The sequence below is a fragment of the Mucilaginibacter aquariorum genome, from assembly GCF_024498135.1.
Classification (GTDB): domain Bacteria; phylum Bacteroidota; class Bacteroidia; order Sphingobacteriales; family Sphingobacteriaceae; genus Mucilaginibacter; species Mucilaginibacter aquariorum.
This window is the reverse complement of sequence record NZ_JANHOH010000013.1, coordinates 72,235-87,697: the sequence shown is the minus strand read 5'-3', so window position 1 is coordinate 87,697 and position 15,463 is coordinate 72,235. Positions and strand designations below refer to the sequence as shown.

The window sequence follows — 15,463 nt, the reverse complement described above, 5'->3', positions numbered from 1 at the left end:
TAAGTCAACGGACTATAAGTGTCATTTATATTTATTTAATTATCTTAGCCCAATGCCAAACATCAAACTTTCCTACCTCTACCGCGATGGCGCCAACTATAAAAATCACAGCTTCATAATCCTCAATAATCCAACAAGTATCGCGTTAGCAGAAATAGAAGCTGCAACCCGTTCAAAACTAATTGATGACACTTGGTTCTATGCAGATAAATGGAATTTACCAGAACTGCACTTCGATAAATGGGATAACGCGATCGCCCCCACATGGCATGAGTTTGATGGCATTGAATTTACAGATAAAACAGGGGCGGTTGATTTATTGCACTTCCTCATGGCTATTAGGGATTAAAGTCCCTTTTCCGTTTATTCAATTCTTCCTACATTCACCCAACAAATCCTAAACAATGAAACTACTAATTCCCATCCTACTATTATCAGCCACCATCGCGCAAGCAAAACCAATAGCTACTAAAGCCTACTGCTCGAACAAGATTTCTCCTCGTACCTCGTTCGAAATGACAAGTGGGATTAGCCTATCGGGAGATTGCTTCGTACCTCGCAAAGACGTGGCGGTGATGGTTGCAAATTCGCTCCCCCACCATTCAAGGCACAAAATTTGCTAATTTAGCATCAACTATGAAAAACCGCCTGATACTGCTACTCCTTACCGTTACCATCTTCTCTGCCTGTTCAAAAAAAGTGCTGAGCCCTTATGCGGCAACAAATAAAATTTACAGCGAGCATGCCGATTCGCTCAGTCAGGCTTTGCTTGCCGAGAGCCCGGCCATGCTTTCAGATAGCCTTGGCAAGCCCATCCCGTCCGAGTGGGTAGGCACGGTTAACTTTAACCTGCGTAAGCCCAACTATGTTATTATCCACTACACCGCGCAAGATTCGACAGGGCAAACCCTGCGGACTTTCACTTTAGTAAAACCACAGGTGAGCGCGCATTATGTAATAGGTAAAGATGGCAAGGTGGTGCATATGCTAAACGACTATATGCGCGCCTGGCATGCCGGTATAAGCAAATGGGGCAGCATCAGCGATATGAATAGCTGCTCGATAGGTATCGAGCTGGATAATAAAGGGAACGAGCCCTTCAGCACGGCGCAAATGAACAGCTTGCTTACACTGCTGGCCAAGCTAAAAAAGGACTACAACATCCCAACAGCAAACTTTATTGGCCACGGTGATATTGCCCCCGGCCGCAAACCAGATCCGGGCATCTTGTTCCCCTGGGAGTTACTGGCAAAAAAAGGATTTGGCTATTATTCAGATATCATCATAGTACCCGCCCCTGTTAATTTCGACAGCGCTACCGCCCTACGGCTAATCGGTTATGATACCCGTAACCTTCCCGCTGCCATCGGTGCCTTTAAACGCCACTTTGTACAACGGGAAGATTCCACCCGGCTAACACAGTTTGATCTGGATGTGCTGTTTAATGTTTATCAGAAATATTAAAGAGAGTTGGCAGTTGCCTGTTTGCAGTTTGCACAAAAAAGCGGTTAGCAATAAATTAATACTGCTAACCGCCCACTTTTAACTGCAAACTATTTCTTCACCCACCCATCCTTCAAAGTAACAGTGCGGTTAAACACTAACTTATCTGGCGTAGAGTTTTTATCAAGCGTAAAGTAACCCTTCCGCATAAACTGAACCGGTGTACCAACCTTGGCGTTAACCAGGTCTGGTTCAACATGCACGGTTGGTAATATGTGCAGGCTGTTTGGGTTAATGTATTCCTTAAAGTCGCCATCCTCGTTGCCTGGGTCTTCCACCTGGAACAGGCGGTCGTACAGGCGCACCTCAACACTCTTGGCATGGTCGGCACTCACCCAGTGGATGGTACCCTTCACGTTGATACCGCTGGTATCGTTGCCACTTTGCGATTCGGGGATGTACGAGCAATGGATCTCGGTAATGTTGCCCTCAGCATCTTTAACAACGCTCTCGCCTTTTATAATATAAGCACTTTTCAGGCGAACCATCAGGCCAATACCCAAACGGAAATATTTCTTGGTTGGCTCTTCCATAAAGTCGTCGCGCTCTATCCAAAGCTCGCGGCCAAACGGAAACTCGCGGCTGCCATCGCCACCTTCAACCTCGGGGTTGTTTTCGCCATGGAAGATCTCTGTTTTTCCTTCCGGATAGTTATCAATCACCAGCTTAACCGGATCAAGCACAGCCATACGGCGCCATGCGGTTTTGTTCAGGTCTTCGCGGATGCAGAACTCCAGCAAACCAACGTCTATCATGTTTTCGCGCTTGGCCACACCAATCCGTTCGCAAAACTCGCGGATACTGGCAGGCGTATAACCACGGCGGCGCAAACCACTTATGGTTGGCATTCGCGGGTCGTCCCATCCGTCTACATGGCCTTCCTCTACCAGTTGCAGCAGCTTGCGCTTGCTCATTACGGTATAGTTAAGGTTAAGGCGGGCAAACTCGTATTGCTTGCTCGGGAACAGCGATAGTTTCTCAATAAACCAATCGTAAAGCGGGCGGTGAGGTATAAACTCAACCGTACAAATCGAGTGGGTAATTTTTTCAATGGCATCGCTTTGGCCGTGCGCAAAATCGTACATCGGGTAAATACACCAGGTATCGCCGGTACGGTGATGATGCGTGTGCTTAATGCGGTACATCAGCGGGTCGCGCAGGTGCATATTGGTCGATGCCATATCCACCTTGGCACGTAAAACCTTAGCGGCGTCAGGATATTTCCCATCCTTCATTTCGGCAAACAGCTGCAGGTTCTCTTCTACCGTGCGACTGCGATATTGGTTAGCTACACCGGGCTCTGTAGGCGTACCTTTTTGTATGGCAATTTCTTCGGCGCTGCTATCATCAACATAAGCAAGGCCTTGCTTGATCAGCTCCACGGCCAGGTCGTAAAGTTTATCAAAATAATCAGATGCATACAGCTCATTGGCCCATTCAAAGCCCAGCCATTTCACATCCTCTTTTATGCTGTCAACATATTCTACGTCTTCCTTAACCGGGTTGGTATCGTCGAAACGCAGGTTGGTTTTACCGTTATATTTTTGTGCGAGTCCAAAGTTAAGGCATATGGCTTTCGCGTGCCCAATGTGCAGGTAGCCGTTAGGCTCCGGCGGGAAACGGGTTAAAACCCTGCCCCCATTTTTACCCGCGGCAATATCGCCCTCAACAATTTCCTCTATAAAATTCAGTGATCTTTCTTCGCTCATGGTTGTTTGTAACAGGGTGCAAAAGTACGCAGAATTAGGCAATTTTGCACACTTTTTCACTGAACTATAGGTGTAAAAGCTTCTTTGAAATGCATGCAAACTGCAAACTAAAAACTGCAAACTGCATAAGGGCGTTGCCTGCGGCCCGGGCTATGCGCTCATACTGCACGGGCATTAGGCGCAGGGCCGGTATCCGCTCCTATCCCTAACGCAGATTCTGAACCTTGATTTTCTTGATTGAAGGATGACAGGATTTCCTTTCCTCTCCCGGTCGGCAAAACAGCTTCGGGCGAAAGCGGGCAGAACAATGGTGGCCTTTGTGCGTGGCAGGGGCATAGGAAATTTTGCTGAAGCGGAGGCCTAAGAGCGAACGCCAGTGGGGCAAAAGATTCCAGCCCGTGGTTCTGGCCGATTTGCGGGGCAAAGGCCATGTGCGGCAGAGAAGCCTTTTTGCCGACTTGATTTTTGGTTACTTTGTATCAAGACAAAGTAACAGCCCTCCCGCGGCAATTGAGCGGGCCAATGCTTAGCATACACCGAGTATGAGAGATGACGAAATGGTCAAGCACGTTTGCTACTTGTCCTAAAGAGATTGCTTCGTACCTCGCAATGACGCGTGGAGAGAAACATGGCATAGAAGATTTCTCCTCGTACCTCGTTCGAAATGACAGGGGTATTACAGGTATTATATTTTCTATTAACTTTGATCAGCTTTTTACCTCCATCTAATTTATGAGCGAAAACCAATTTAACCGCCCTATCCGTGTATTAGTAGCCAAAGTTGGGCTCGACGGGCACGACCGTGGTGCACGTATTATTGCAACCACCCTGCGCGATGCCGGTATGGAGGTAATATACACCGGTCTGCGCCAAACACCCGAAATGGTGGTGAACACTGCCCTGCAAGAAGACGTAGACGCAATTGGCATCAGCATACTTTCGGGAGCGCATATGACTGTTTTCCCCAAGGTAATGGCGCTTATCAAAGAGAAGAAAATGGACGATGTGCTGCTAACCGGCGGTGGCATTATCCCGGCCGATGATATGTCCGAACTGAAAAAAATAGGTGTAGGCGAGCTTTTTCCACCCGGGACAAGCACCGCAGATATTGTTACTTACATAACCAATTGGGTGCATACAAACCGCAATTTTTAATTTACCGTTATGGATTTCCAAAACTTATTAATTCAAAATAAGGGCCGCATACAATACATTGTTATTAACCGCGAAAGCAAACTGAATGCTTTAAACAAAGCCACCCTTGCCGAGCTGCATATTGCCCTAACCGACGCGTTTAAGAGCGATAGTGTTGGCGGTATCATTATAACCGGTGCCGGTACAAAAGCATTTGTAGCCGGTGCAGATATTGCTGAGTTTGACGGCCAGGATGCAAACGGCGGCCGACAGATAGCCCGCGAGGGCCAGTCGACGGTTTTTGATGTGATAGCTAATGGCAATAAGCCGGTAATAGCCGCAGTAAATGGCTTTGCGCTGGGTGGTGGCTTAGAACTGGCTATGGCCTGCCATATCCGCGTGGCATCTGATAACGCCAAAATGGGCCTGCCCGAAGTTACTTTGGGTTTAATCCCCGGTTATGGTGGTACGCAACGTTTAACCCAACTGGTAGGCCGCGGCAAGGCCCTTGAAATGATCATGACTGCCGATATGATAACCGCAGCCGATGCCTTTACCATAGGCCTGGTTAATCATGTAGTTTTCCAGGACGATCTGCTGCCCAAGGTCGAAGAGATCCTTAACAAAATATTAAGCCGTGCACCTTTAGCGCTGGCCTCCGCCATTAAGGCGGTGAACGATGCTGCAAAAGATGGCGTTAACGGCTTCGAGACGGAAATAGAAGAATTTGCCCGCTGCTTTGATACCGAAGATTTTAAAGAAGGTGTATCCGCGTTTTTGCAGAAGAGGAAAGCGGAGTTTAAGGGGAAGTAGCCTCACCACAAGCAAATCAAAAGAAAACCAATCAAGAGGTTAATAATATATATGAAAAACCTCATCATCATTGAAGCACCAAGCAATTTAGGCTTAAAACAACTCAGGAACGTTGAGCCGGGCGTTCGTAAATTACCCGCATGGTTAAAAGCGCGTGGTTTGCATGATGTGCTGCAACCACAAAAAGTAATACACGTTGAGCCCCCACCCTACAGCATGCACCTGGATAAGGAATCGGGTGTGCGAAACGCGGATGCTATTGTCAGTTACTCCAAAACCTTATCCGAAGAAATAAAAACCGTGTTAAATGCCGGGCAGTTCCCGCTGGTTATTGGCGGCGATTGCAGTATCCTGATAGGTTGCGCGCTTGGTTTAAGATCTGTGGGTAATTTCGGTTTGTTCTTTATAGACGGCCATACCGATTTTGTATTGCCCCATTTTTCGGAAACCAAAGCAGCGGCAGGGATGGACCTGGCTCTGATAAGCGGTAACGGACCGGATAAACTCGCTAACATCAATTCCCTAAAACCATACATAGCCGAAAAAAACATTTTTGCCATCGGTAACCGTTACCTGCAAAACGATTATGTAAAGCTGATAACCGATAGCGCTATCAGTTATTACGATCTGCACAATCTCCGCGCAGCCGGTATGAAACACATCGTCAAAAAGTTTTTAAAGAAGGTTGAATCACATAACCTTGATGGCTTCTGGATCCACCTTGATGTGGATGTGCTGAATAATGAGGTAATGCCATGTGTCGATTCACCGCAGCCCGGCGGCTTATCTTATGAAGAGCTGAGATCTATCATCCGGGCATTATTATCATCGTCAAAAATAAAGGGGATCAACATAACAATTCTTGATCCTGACCTTGACCCTGATGGCAATTATTCCAAAGCTTTTATCGAAAATTTTTCGCAAATGTTTCCGGCGTAAAAAGCAACCCGTAATAAAAAAATATTTGTGCCTTTCTGTAATTTTTTGTCTCTGCTACCTCTGTGGTTAAATCTCCCAAAATTCTATTTTCATGCAAATTTCATATGCCAGGGCACTTTTTAACACTTAATTTACACTATGCTGACTATTTTCAATAATTGGTCAAATTTAATTCGCTGTCAATCAAACGATTGAATAATCGTGACAATTGGATGAAAAATCGTATCTGTTTTCATGCTTTACTTTGCCTTGTGCAATACAAAAAAGCACGTTATCTAAATATTATTATATCATGAAAAGTTCATTAAAAATCGCAACAATGGTTTTAGCATTTGCCGGATTATCATTCGCAGCTAAAGCCCAAACAACAACTACTTCTACAAGCACTACTACTAAAAGCGGTATACGCTACAGCATCGGTGTTGATGCAGGTATCCCGGTTGGGGATTTTAAAGACGCATACAAATGGAACTTAGGTGGTTCTGTACAAGCGGATATCCCTGTAGCAAGCCAGTTATTTGTAACTGTTAACGCAGGTTTTAACAACGTATTTGGTAAAAAAGATTTAACTGTAGCTGGCGTTACCGCAGATGTTCCAAACATCCAGTTATTACCGGTTAAAGCGGGTTTAAAATACTTTGTTATACCAAACCTTTATGTACAGGGTGAAGCAGGTGCTGCATTCCTGTTAAACAAAGACAAATCAGGTTACGATAAATCAACCGCATTTGTTTACGCTCCGCAAATTGGTGTTCAGTTCCCGGTTAGTGCAAATGGTAACTTTATTGATGCCGGTGTACGTTATGAAGCTACAACCAAATATACAAGCGGTGTAGATAACAGTAAAGTAAGCTTTTTAGGTGTGCGCGTTGCATACGGTTTCTAATAAGAAACTATTAAACACATAATTAAAAAAGGAGGCCTGTTGCCTCCTTTTTTTTTGCCTGAAAACGGCATTTTTTATCCGCAAACAATAATAATTCTAATAAATTAGCAAATATTTGTACCTTAACCTGCGAAATCCGTTTACCTGTATACCGTAATACAATTATGAAGAAAATCCTCATCATTGATGATGAAGTTAATGTTGGGCTGTTGCTATCAAAATTTTTGGTTCGCAATGGCTTTGAGGTAAGCACCGCTACAAATGGCGGCGCTGGTATGGATTACCTGAAAAAGACCGATTTTGACCTGGTACTGTGCGATTTTAGGCTGGAGGATACCGATGGCCGCGAGATGCTCAAAAACATTAAGGCTCTTTATCCCAAAACAGGTGTAATTATAATTACCGGTTATTCGGACATTAAAATGGCTGTAGAGCTCATAAAAATGGGCGCTTACGATTATATCACCAAGCCCCTGTATCCCGATGAGATCTTAAACACCATTACCAAGGCTATTGAAACCCAATATGCCCTGCAGGAAATGGCCTCCAATGATTATAGCCATAACAATAAGCCCCAAAAGGAAAGCAAAAAGCAGGTATTATCCGGCGAGTTTGTTGTGGGTACCAGCCGGGCATCAAAAGAGTTATTAAAACAAATTGAGTTGGTTGCCCCAACCAATTACAGCGTTATTATATTAGGCGAAAGCGGCACCGGCAAAGAGTCGGTTGCAAAAAGCATTCATATGAACAGCCCCCGGCATAACCAGCCCTTTGTGGCAATGGACTGCGGGTCGCTCACCAAAGACCTGGCCGCGAGCGAGTTTTTTGGTCACGAAAAAGGCTCGTTCACCGGGGCATTGTACACCAAAATAGGTCATTTTGAAATGGCCAATGGCGGGACCCTTTTCCTGGACGAGGTAGGTAACCTATCCTACGAGATACAGGCAGCCTTGCTACGCACCGTGCAGGAACGTAAAGTAAAACGCATTGGCAGCACCAAAGAGATCGATCTGGATGTGCGCATAATCATTGCCACAAACGAAAGCCTGCAGGAAGGGATCCAGAAGGGAAAATTCCGCGAGGACCTTTACCACAGATTTAATGAATTTAGCATTTATATGCCGCCATTGCGCGAGCGCGGCAACGATATTATGATGCTGGCTGATCATTTTTTAAAAATAGCCAATCACGAGCTTGATAGGGACGTAACCACTTTTTCGCCCGAGGTAATAGAGTGCTTTATGCACTATCGCTGGCAGGGCAACATCCGCGAATTAAAGAACGTGGTGCGCCGGGCAACATTACTAAGCGAGGGTAATGAGATAACCATGAAAACCCTGCCGCTGGAAATCTCCAATTTTAATGTAGCAACATTTGAAACGGTAAATTCATCGCCGGCAAACGAGCCGAAAGAACCCCGGCACGACCTGAAGAACGCTGCTTTAGGGGCAGAGCATGAAACTATTTTAAAAGTGCTTAGAGAGGTAAACTTTAATAAAACAAAAGCAGCCGAGATATTAAATATTGATCGCAAAACGCTTTACAATAAAATGAAGGCCATCAACCTAAAATAATATGGAAGCCGGAGACGAAAACAAGCTGATAAGCAGTGGTGCTTTTGAAATTCTAAAACATGATATTAAGAACCAGCTATCTAATATTCAACTTGCCTTAGAAGGTTTAAAATATGAGGTGGATGATCAGAATAGCGACCTTGACCTGTATCTGGATAGCATGGCCCAATCTGCAGCAAAAATTGATACGCTGTTAAATAGCTTTGAATAGAAGTTTTCCATAGGGCGCTAAACCTTTTAAGCGTTTTTTTGTTTATATATTAGTATCACAATTAGCTTTTCGGGGTAAGCATGTCCATCTTTAATTACAAGCAGCGCAATAATATTATACTGGTAAGCATTGTTGTGCTTGGTTGCTTTTTGCTATATGCTTTAAGTGACCTGTTTAGCTCTATACTGGGCGCTATCGTGCTCTTCACCATTTTTAGGCCGTTTTATTTGTACATGGTTGAACGGCGTAAGTTTAACCAGGCATTGGCAGCTATAATTATCATATTAATATCGCTTATTGTTATTGTTATCCCATTCCTGTCGTTAAGTATTATGGTGATAGGGAAAATAAGCAGTATTAACCGCGAAACTATAAATATTGATAAGTGGACAGAGAAGATCGACGCCTTTACCGCGGCTAATTTAAATCAGCCCCACTTTGCCGAAAACACTTTACAAAAGCTGGGGGCTTACGCTGCAGATCTGTTCCCATCCATTTTGGGTAGCGCGGCAAGTATTATACTTACCTTATTGGTAATGTATTTTTTACTGTACTTTATGTTTGTGCAAATGCGCGAGTTTGAGGTTGGCTTGCTTAAATATGCCCCTTTTCGCGAACAGCACGCGCTAAAATTTGCTGCAGAATTACGCAATTCAACCTACTCCAATGTGTTAGGGCAGGGCATAATCGCTCTTACCCAGGGTACATTACTGGCTATGGGTTTTTACGCTTTTGGCATCCCCGATGCTATTTTCTGGGGTGTAATTGGGGCATTTTTATCATTTTTGCCGGTAGTAGGCGCCCCTACCATGTGCATACCTGCAAGTATTATCCTGTTTGCCGGCGGGCATAATGTTAAGGGCATTTTGCTTTTGGCATACGGCCTGCTGTTTATTGGCAACGTTGATAACGTGCTGCGCATGATCATAAATAAACGCATAGGCAATACGCACCCAATTATATCAGTTATAGGAGTGTTTATTGGCTTGCCGTTATTTGGTATTCTTGGCCTGGTTTTTGGGCCTGTATTGCTTTCGTATTTTCTTTTATTGCTGGAGATCTATGAAACTAACCGTATGGCGGCCGACAGGCTGGAGCGGATACGGACCGGGCCCGAGATGCAATAAGATATTATACAGGGATGATCTTAAAAACAGGTTAAAAACCTATTTTTGAAAAGATATTTAACAAAAACAAAACAAATATTCAACTTAAAAATTAATACAATATGAACGATAACACAAAAGTAGTTGTCGCCCTACTGGCAGGATTAGCGGCAGGAGCGGCTCTGGGAATTTTATTTGCACCAGATAAAGGTACCGAAACACGCGATAAGCTTTCAGAATCATTAAGCAACCTTGGCGACTCTATTAAAGAAACTGCCGCCAACGAGATTGATAAACTGGTAGGCTTAAAAGATAAGGTTGTAGAAAACATAAAAAGTAAGGTTAAGGGTGCTGAACAAGAATATCAGGACGACCTGGAACATGCATAATTTACTGTTATGGTATATAAACCGCGACTAAAAAATTAATATGGAACCCGAAAAAGAAGCAGCAGCACGCCCTATTGTTGATCAGCTAAAGGATTATGCTGAAACGCGCTTTAAACTTTTTAAATATGAAGTTATTGAGCGCAGCACATCAGTAGTAGCTGATGTAATAACAGATATTGCTATTATAGTAAGCTTACTGTTAACTTTTTTATTCGCAAGTTTTACGCTGGCATTATTCCTGGCGGATGTATTGCATTCGCATTGGAAAGGTTTTGGATGCGTAGCCCTTATATACCTGTTAATTGCTGTATTAATAATGATTGGAAAGCGCAGCTTTGAAAGGCCGATCATTAACGCGATGATCAGAAAGCTATTCAAATAAGATTATGGAAACACCTATAAGAAATATATTTGAACTGCAGGGCGAAATTGGCAGGCTAAAAAATTTAGAGGCCGAGCAGGCCATTGCTTTAAAGGCGCGCTTTAGCGGGCCATCGGCTATATTTTCAACCGTGCTTTCATTGTTCCCAAAATCGGCAACTGTTGATGGTATTAAAGGCGCGGGCTTTTTTAACCAGGACCTTTTAGGGCTTGTATCAAGGTTTGTACTGCCGTTAACCTTAAATAAAACAATATTTAAACACTCTGGTTTTATAGTTAAAACATTGGTGGGCATTCTTTCTCAAAAAGCATCGCATTATATTAGTGAAGATGCAGTAAGCGGCATTTGGAGCAAAGCCAAAGGGTTGTTCAATAATCTGCTTAAAAAGAAAGCTAAACACCCCGAAAAAGAAGTTATGCCGGACTACAATCCGCCACAATTGTAAGATACCAATCATGTAGCGGGACATGATCTTAAAAGGGATAGACTCATAGAGTTTATCCCTTTTTTGTTTGGTGGCTTCAACCACAGAGGACACAGCGTTTTTCACAGAGGTAGTTCTTTCCAGGAAGTATATTAATATTTACTGTGTGCTCTGTATTTCTCTCTGTGTCCTCTGTGGTAAATCCTTTTGCAAAATTTCCGTATTTTCGCGCCTTTATTATAGCACGTGGGAAAAGACAAGATAAGGCGCTTCGCCGAGATAGAAACTTTTAGTAATGTTTTGCAGTTAGATGCGGGTAAGCCATTTAAAGGTAACTGGGCTACCGGTTTTTTTAAGAACAACAACCCTGTAGTACTGGAACTGGCCTGCGGCAAGGGTGAATACACAGTTAACCTTGCCCAAATGTTCCCGGATAAAAATTTTATAGGTATAGATTATAAAGGTAACCGCATTTGGCGCGGCGCTAAAACCGCGCTGGAAGAGGGCGTAAATAACGTTGCCTTTTTACGAATGCAGATAGAGAACCTGGTTGATTATTTCGGAGGCGGCGAGGTAGACGAGATCTGGATAACCTTTCCCGACCCCCAGCCACAGCTAAGCCGCGAAAAGAAACGCTTAACATCGTCCCGATTTTTAGATATGTATCGCATAGTGCTAAAAACAGACGGCTGCATGAACCTGAAAACCGATAACGACGGCCTGCATGCTTACACGGCTGATAAAATTGCCGAGCTTAACCTTAAGCTGTTTATAAAAACCGAAAACCTGTATCACTCCGAACATGCCGACGAAGTGCTGTCTATCAAAACCTATTACGAGAAAAAATATTTGCAGCATAATAAAAATATTAACTACCTTAAATTCTCATTTTAAACCACAATGCCCGATTACAACTTCTACGATAATGTTTATGATGTAGTGAGGCAAATACCTAAGGGCAGGGTTACATCGTACGGGGCTATAGCAGCCTATTTAGGCTCAAAGCAATCGTCACGCATAGTAGGTTACGCCATGATGGCCTGTGGCAGCGCGCAACCACCTGTACCGGCACACCGGGTAGTAAACAGGCAAGGCTTATTAACCGGAAAATTTCATTTTGGAGGCGACACCATGGAACAGATGCTGCAAAGCGAAGGTGTTGAAGTTATAGAGAACCAGGTACAAAACTTTAAAGAATTGTTTTGGGACCCGGCTATAGAATTAGCGCTTTAACTCAACAAATACCTTTATCGCCTTTTGCATAAACCATATGGTTTTGCCCGGTATAATATCAATCACAAATATTATATTGCATAACCATGAAAAAAACCTTTATCTGCTTGCTATTAACTTTTGTGCTGACGCCATTACTTTGGGCACAAACCGCTTCTGTGCATGTTACAATTACCAACACATCTTCTTCTACATGCCTTTTTGTAAGAACGGAGCGGGCTTTTATGAGCGACTTCCTAAAAAAAGGGGATACAGAGCTTGCTTTAAATAATCATAAAACAGCAACCTATACTATACAAATTACAAAACCGGAATTCATAACATTTTACTGCGATAGTTCATCGACAAGAGAGGGAAAATATTTACATTATTCGTTTTTTATTTCGCCTGGGGATGATCTTGATTTTAAAGCCGATTTTGCCCGTAAGGACTTCGGCATTACTGTAGCCGGGAAAGGGAATAATAATAACCAGCCATTAAGGAGAACGTTTTTTTCGGCCGGCTTTGAGCAATTTAATAAAGACACCTTGCCTAATCGGATGATCGCCGCAATAAACGATACTGCAAAACGCATTGGGAACACTTTTAAAACGTATGTTGAACAGTATAGACCATCGGCAGCATTTATAAAATACATGCAGAATAATATAGATTATTATGCCACCCAAAAATTTTACAATTTAAAAGAAAACAACAAATTTGCCATAGAAGATGCCTATTACCGCAACATAGCAAAATGGCGGCATGTTACCGATAGTTTATTTAGCCGCACAAAACTGGATAACGCGGACGCTTTGCCCGCTCCAAATTATCGCTCATTAATAAGATACTTTTTATTAAGACAAAAGGAGGCCCTTTGGCGGGAAAGCACCGCAGATTCTGTGGCTTTTTTTAAGGAATGGTACAATGCCAATGTTACCGAAGGTAGGAAAGCATTCATGGACGATCGCTCAAACCTGCTGCAGGAAAAGATCATCAATAGATATTTTACAGGCGATGTTGCCGAATATTTATACGGGAACCTTCTTGACGATGCGCTTGCTGAGGCAAACCCCACAAACATTGTAGCAATATTTAACAGGTTAAAACAAAAATATCCCAATAGTATTTATATCAATTGGTTTAGTCCGTCTGTTGAAAATGTAATTAAAAAAAGCAATAACTCTCTCAGTAACCAGATGGTGTTTGCAAAAGATAATGGCACCCAACTAAATACCCTTAAAGATATCCAGGAGCTTGCCAAAGGCAAAACCGTGTTATTAGATATGTGGGGAACCTGGTGCGGCCCATGCCGTAAGGAGATGGAAAATAACAGCGATGCCCTAAAAGAACATTTTAAAAATAAAGGACTTGATTATTTTTATATAGCCAACTATGACCTAAAGAATGAAACAACCTGGAAAAAATTGATAGCCTATTTTAAATTAACCGGCACACATGTTTTAGCAAACGAAAAGCTAAGTGACGACATTATGGAAAAAACAAAAGGCAGGGGCTACCCCACCTACATTATTATTAAAAAGGATGGTTCCTATGAATTATCAAAAGCAGGTTATCCGATGGATAGAGGTGTGCTGATTAAACAATTGGAGGAGGCGCTGGCAATCAAGAATTAATCTATTTGCAGCAGCTCCATCCGGTTACCAAAGGGGTCTATAAATGCAAAACGGCGGCGTCCCGGTATAACCGGTTCCTCTACGATCTCAACATTATTACCCTCTAAATGCCTGCGGGCGGCATCTACATCAATTACTTCCAGGGCAGTATGGCGAATGGTGCGTGGCAATGCCGGTTCAACACCTATATGCAGCTGCACGTTACCAATGTTAAACCAATAACCTGCTGATGAAAAAAGATGATCGGGCCGGTCAATCAATTCCAGCCCAATCACATTTGCATAAAAATCTTTTGCCTCCTCCAGCCTTTCCGGCGGCACGCAAATGTGGAAATGATCTATCCGTTTAAAAATAATCATGCCTACTCGTCTTCGGCAAAAGTAAGCACGTAGTTATTATTATCCAGGATAGCGAATTCGGTGGCGCCATAAAAGGTTTTCTCCAGGCCTTTAAGTATCGTTACTTTATCTTTTACCTCCTCAAAAAATGCGCGGATACCGGATAGTTTTATATAAAGCAAAAGCGATCCGCCATCGGTCCGGCTAATGTTTGGCAGTTCGTCGGCCAGGCTTTCAAAGGTCTGGAACATAACGGTAACGTTACCTTTCATCATCATGGCCCACACCAGGTTATCGCCCGTTTCGGGCACGGTAGCAATAGTTGTAAAGCCTAAAAGCTTATAAAAATTGATAGTGGCATTAATGTCTTTAACAAAAAAATTGGGCGATAGACTTTCCATAGGTTTTCTAATTATGCAGTAAATTTATGATTAATCGGGGTGTATAAAAATAAAACGTTATACCTTTAAAAATAATATGATCCCGATTCAAATCGCTAAATCACTAAATAAACACCTATGGGACAATTAATAAACGACTTTGAAGCCTATCGTACAAAAATGAACGACAGGATAATGGAAAGCTCCAATACCAACATTAAACGTTTTTTTGCTTTAGATACCACCAGCTATGCCGATGGCGCGCTGGATGTAAAAACAAAAGAAATGCTGGGCCTTGTTGCTTCAATGGTTTTGCGTTGCGATGACTGCATAAAGTACCACCTGGGCAAATGCCACGAAGCCGGCGTTAAACACGATGAAATGAACGAGGTTTTTATGATAGCCAACCTGGTAGGCGGTTCCATTGTTATCCCGCATTACCGCCGCGCGGTAGAGTACTGGGATGAATTGAATGGCTTATAAATTTACACCACGTACACTGCGACGTGGTGTAAATAATCACATCCTCAACCGTAACGATACCGACCTGCCCAGCGCTTGTATAAATTGCGGATCCAGCGTTTCGTTGCCTTCTTTTTGTATCCAGATGGTTTTTTCTTTTATCAGCTGCAGCTTTTCGCCATTCAGCAGTAGTTCAAGTTCTACAGTGTTTTGATTGATAAGATTGCTGTTTACTATCTGGTAAACATAATCCTGGTCATTAAAAGTTATTCTTAGCGGTAATCCCATATCTCAAATCTTCTCGGTTGTAAAGATAAGCCTTAACGCGGGTTATAGAATTTTATTTGAAAAATTTGTGTCGAAA

Annotated in this window: 20 protein-coding genes; 16 read left to right on the top strand and 4 right to left on the bottom strand. The window is 43.1% G+C overall.

Annotation, left to right across the window (positions count from 1 at the left end):
• Window positions 1-52: 52 nt before the first annotated feature.
• On the top strand, window positions 53-349 hold the full coding sequence (locus NPE20_RS25405) for a hypothetical protein (protein WP_256541523.1): 297 nt from the start codon (window positions 53-55) through the stop codon (window positions 347-349).
• Between the two features lie 287 nt (window positions 350-636).
• A complete protein-coding gene (locus NPE20_RS25400; RefSeq protein WP_256541522.1) occupies window positions 637-1,464 on the top strand; it encodes an N-acetylmuramoyl-L-alanine amidase in 828 nt (275 codons plus the stop codon).
• Between the two features lie 89 nt (window positions 1,465-1,553).
• On the opposite strand, the gene NPE20_RS25395 is transcribed toward NPE20_RS25400, so the two are convergent.
• On the bottom strand, window positions 1,554-3,212 hold the full coding sequence (locus NPE20_RS25395; RefSeq protein WP_256541521.1) for a glutamine--tRNA ligase/YqeY domain fusion protein: 1,659 nt from the start codon (window positions 3,210-3,212) through the stop codon (window positions 1,554-1,556).
• A 732-nt stretch (window positions 3,213-3,944) separates the two neighbouring features.
• Here NPE20_RS25395 and NPE20_RS25390 point away from each other — a divergent pair.
• The 13 genes from NPE20_RS25390 (at window position 3,945) to NPE20_RS25330 (ending at window position 13,919) form a co-directional block, all read left to right on the top strand.
• Window positions 3,945-4,367: a cobalamin B12-binding domain-containing protein gene (locus NPE20_RS25390; protein ID WP_256541519.1), complete on the top strand. Its 423-nt coding sequence runs from the start codon at window positions 3,945-3,947 to the stop codon at window positions 4,365-4,367.
• Between the two features lie 9 nt (window positions 4,368-4,376).
• A complete protein-coding gene (locus NPE20_RS25385; protein WP_256541518.1) occupies window positions 4,377-5,159 on the top strand; it encodes an enoyl-CoA hydratase/isomerase family protein in 783 nt (260 codons plus the stop codon).
• 51 nt (window positions 5,160-5,210) lie between these two features.
• Complete coding sequence (locus tag NPE20_RS25380; protein WP_256541517.1) at window positions 5,211-6,098, top strand: arginase family protein; 888 nt, start codon at window positions 5,211-5,213, stop codon at window positions 6,096-6,098.
• Window positions 6,099-6,390: 292 nt separating this feature from the next.
• Window positions 6,391-6,984: a hypothetical protein gene (locus tag NPE20_RS25375; RefSeq protein WP_256541516.1), complete on the top strand. Its 594-nt coding sequence runs from the start codon at window positions 6,391-6,393 to the stop codon at window positions 6,982-6,984.
• Window positions 6,985-7,148: 164 nt separating this feature from the next.
• Entirely contained in the window at window positions 7,149-8,558 is a 1,410-nt protein-coding gene (locus NPE20_RS25370) for a sigma-54-dependent transcriptional regulator (RefSeq protein ID WP_256541515.1), read from the top strand.
• Window position 8,559: 1 nt separating this feature from the next.
• The gene (locus NPE20_RS25365) at window positions 8,560-8,769 is read left to right on the top strand and encodes a hypothetical protein (RefSeq protein WP_256541514.1); all 210 of its coding nucleotides are present in this window, start codon (window positions 8,560-8,562) and stop codon (window positions 8,767-8,769) included.
• A gap of 80 nt (window positions 8,770-8,849) precedes the next feature.
• The gene (locus NPE20_RS25360; RefSeq protein ID WP_256541513.1) at window positions 8,850-9,896 is read left to right on the top strand and encodes an AI-2E family transporter; all 1,047 of its coding nucleotides are present in this window, start codon (window positions 8,850-8,852) and stop codon (window positions 9,894-9,896) included.
• Window positions 9,897-9,997: 101 nt separating this feature from the next.
• On the top strand, window positions 9,998-10,264 hold the full coding sequence (locus tag NPE20_RS25355) for a YtxH domain-containing protein (RefSeq protein WP_256541512.1): 267 nt from the start codon (window positions 9,998-10,000) through the stop codon (window positions 10,262-10,264).
• A 40-nt stretch (window positions 10,265-10,304) separates the two neighbouring features.
• On the top strand, window positions 10,305-10,646 hold the full coding sequence (locus tag NPE20_RS25350) for a phage holin family protein (RefSeq protein WP_256541511.1): 342 nt from the start codon (window positions 10,305-10,307) through the stop codon (window positions 10,644-10,646).
• A gap of 4 nt (window positions 10,647-10,650) precedes the next feature.
• Window positions 10,651-11,091: a hypothetical protein gene (locus NPE20_RS25345; protein ID WP_256541510.1), complete on the top strand. Its 441-nt coding sequence runs from the start codon at window positions 10,651-10,653 to the stop codon at window positions 11,089-11,091.
• Window positions 11,092-11,316: 225 nt separating this feature from the next.
• Window positions 11,317-11,964, top strand: coding sequence for a tRNA (guanosine(46)-N7)-methyltransferase TrmB (gene trmB / locus NPE20_RS25340; RefSeq protein ID WP_256541509.1), 648 nt, complete (start codon window positions 11,317-11,319; stop codon window positions 11,962-11,964).
• Between the two features lie 6 nt (window positions 11,965-11,970).
• On the top strand, window positions 11,971-12,303 hold the full coding sequence (locus NPE20_RS25335; RefSeq protein ID WP_256541508.1) for an MGMT family protein: 333 nt from the start codon (window positions 11,971-11,973) through the stop codon (window positions 12,301-12,303).
• Window positions 12,304-12,389: 86 nt separating this feature from the next.
• Complete coding sequence (locus tag NPE20_RS25330) at window positions 12,390-13,919, top strand: TlpA family protein disulfide reductase (protein WP_256541507.1); 1,530 nt, start codon at window positions 12,390-12,392, stop codon at window positions 13,917-13,919.
• Here the strand turns inward: NPE20_RS25330 and NPE20_RS25325 are convergent.
• Both NPE20_RS25325 and NPE20_RS25320 read right to left on the bottom strand, forming a co-directional pair.
• The gene (locus tag NPE20_RS25325; protein WP_256541506.1) at window positions 13,916-14,278 is read right to left on the bottom strand and encodes a VOC family protein; all 363 of its coding nucleotides are present in this window, start codon (window positions 14,276-14,278) and stop codon (window positions 13,916-13,918) included. The genes NPE20_RS25330 and NPE20_RS25325 overlap by 4 nt on opposite strands.
• A 2-nt stretch (window positions 14,279-14,280) precedes the next feature.
• Window positions 14,281-14,658 carry a VOC family protein gene (locus tag NPE20_RS25320; RefSeq protein ID WP_256541505.1) on the bottom strand — a complete coding sequence of 126 codons (378 nt, stop codon included), beginning with the start codon at window positions 14,656-14,658 and terminating at the stop codon, window positions 14,281-14,283.
• A gap of 117 nt (window positions 14,659-14,775) precedes the next feature.
• Between NPE20_RS25320 and NPE20_RS25315 the strand changes: the two genes are divergently transcribed.
• Complete coding sequence (locus NPE20_RS25315) at window positions 14,776-15,120, top strand: carboxymuconolactone decarboxylase family protein (protein WP_256541504.1); 345 nt, start codon at window positions 14,776-14,778, stop codon at window positions 15,118-15,120.
• A 36-nt stretch (window positions 15,121-15,156) separates the two neighbouring features.
• On the opposite strand, the gene NPE20_RS25310 is transcribed toward NPE20_RS25315, so the two are convergent.
• Entirely contained in the window at window positions 15,157-15,387 is a 231-nt protein-coding gene (locus NPE20_RS25310) for a hypothetical protein (protein ID WP_256541503.1), read from the bottom strand.
• Window positions 15,388-15,463 lie beyond the last annotated feature (76 nt).

Coding starts and splice junctions, on each gene's coding strand:
- NPE20_RS25320 (WP_256541505.1), bottom strand. CDS start 14,658: ATGGAAAGTCTATCGCCCAATTTTTTTGTTAAAGACATTAATGCCACT.
- NPE20_RS25365 (WP_256541514.1), top strand. CDS start 8,560: ATGGAAGCCGGAGACGAAAACAAGCTGATAAGCAGTGGTGCTTTTGAA.
- NPE20_RS25315 (WP_256541504.1), top strand. CDS start 14,776: ATGGGACAATTAATAAACGACTTTGAAGCCTATCGTACAAAAATGAAC.
- NPE20_RS25405 (WP_256541523.1), top strand. CDS start 53: ATGCCAAACATCAAACTTTCCTACCTCTACCGCGATGGCGCCAACTAT.
- NPE20_RS25390 (WP_256541519.1), top strand. CDS start 3,945: ATGAGCGAAAACCAATTTAACCGCCCTATCCGTGTATTAGTAGCCAAA.
- NPE20_RS25385 (WP_256541518.1), top strand. CDS start 4,377: ATGGATTTCCAAAACTTATTAATTCAAAATAAGGGCCGCATACAATAC.
- NPE20_RS25370 (WP_256541515.1), top strand. CDS start 7,149: ATGAAGAAAATCCTCATCATTGATGATGAAGTTAATGTTGGGCTGTTG.
- NPE20_RS25400 (WP_256541522.1), top strand. CDS start 637: ATGAAAAACCGCCTGATACTGCTACTCCTTACCGTTACCATCTTCTCT.
- NPE20_RS25355 (WP_256541512.1), top strand. CDS start 9,998: ATGAACGATAACACAAAAGTAGTTGTCGCCCTACTGGCAGGATTAGCG.
- NPE20_RS25330 (WP_256541507.1), top strand. CDS start 12,390: ATGAAAAAAACCTTTATCTGCTTGCTATTAACTTTTGTGCTGACGCCA.
- NPE20_RS25375 (WP_256541516.1), top strand. CDS start 6,391: ATGAAAAGTTCATTAAAAATCGCAACAATGGTTTTAGCATTTGCCGGA.
- NPE20_RS25335 (WP_256541508.1), top strand. CDS start 11,971: ATGCCCGATTACAACTTCTACGATAATGTTTATGATGTAGTGAGGCAA.
- NPE20_RS25345 (WP_256541510.1), top strand. CDS start 10,651: ATGGAAACACCTATAAGAAATATATTTGAACTGCAGGGCGAAATTGGC.
- NPE20_RS25325 (WP_256541506.1), bottom strand. CDS start 14,278: ATGATTATTTTTAAACGGATAGATCATTTCCACATTTGCGTGCCGCCG.
- NPE20_RS25350 (WP_256541511.1), top strand. CDS start 10,305: ATGGAACCCGAAAAAGAAGCAGCAGCACGCCCTATTGTTGATCAGCTA.
- NPE20_RS25360 (WP_256541513.1), top strand. CDS start 8,850: ATGTCCATCTTTAATTACAAGCAGCGCAATAATATTATACTGGTAAGC.
- NPE20_RS25380 (WP_256541517.1), top strand. CDS start 5,211: ATGAAAAACCTCATCATCATTGAAGCACCAAGCAATTTAGGCTTAAAA.
- NPE20_RS25310 (WP_256541503.1), bottom strand. CDS start 15,387: ATGGGATTACCGCTAAGAATAACTTTTAATGACCAGGATTATGTTTAC.
- NPE20_RS25395 (WP_256541521.1), bottom strand. CDS start 3,212: ATGAGCGAAGAAAGATCACTGAATTTTATAGAGGAAATTGTTGAGGGC.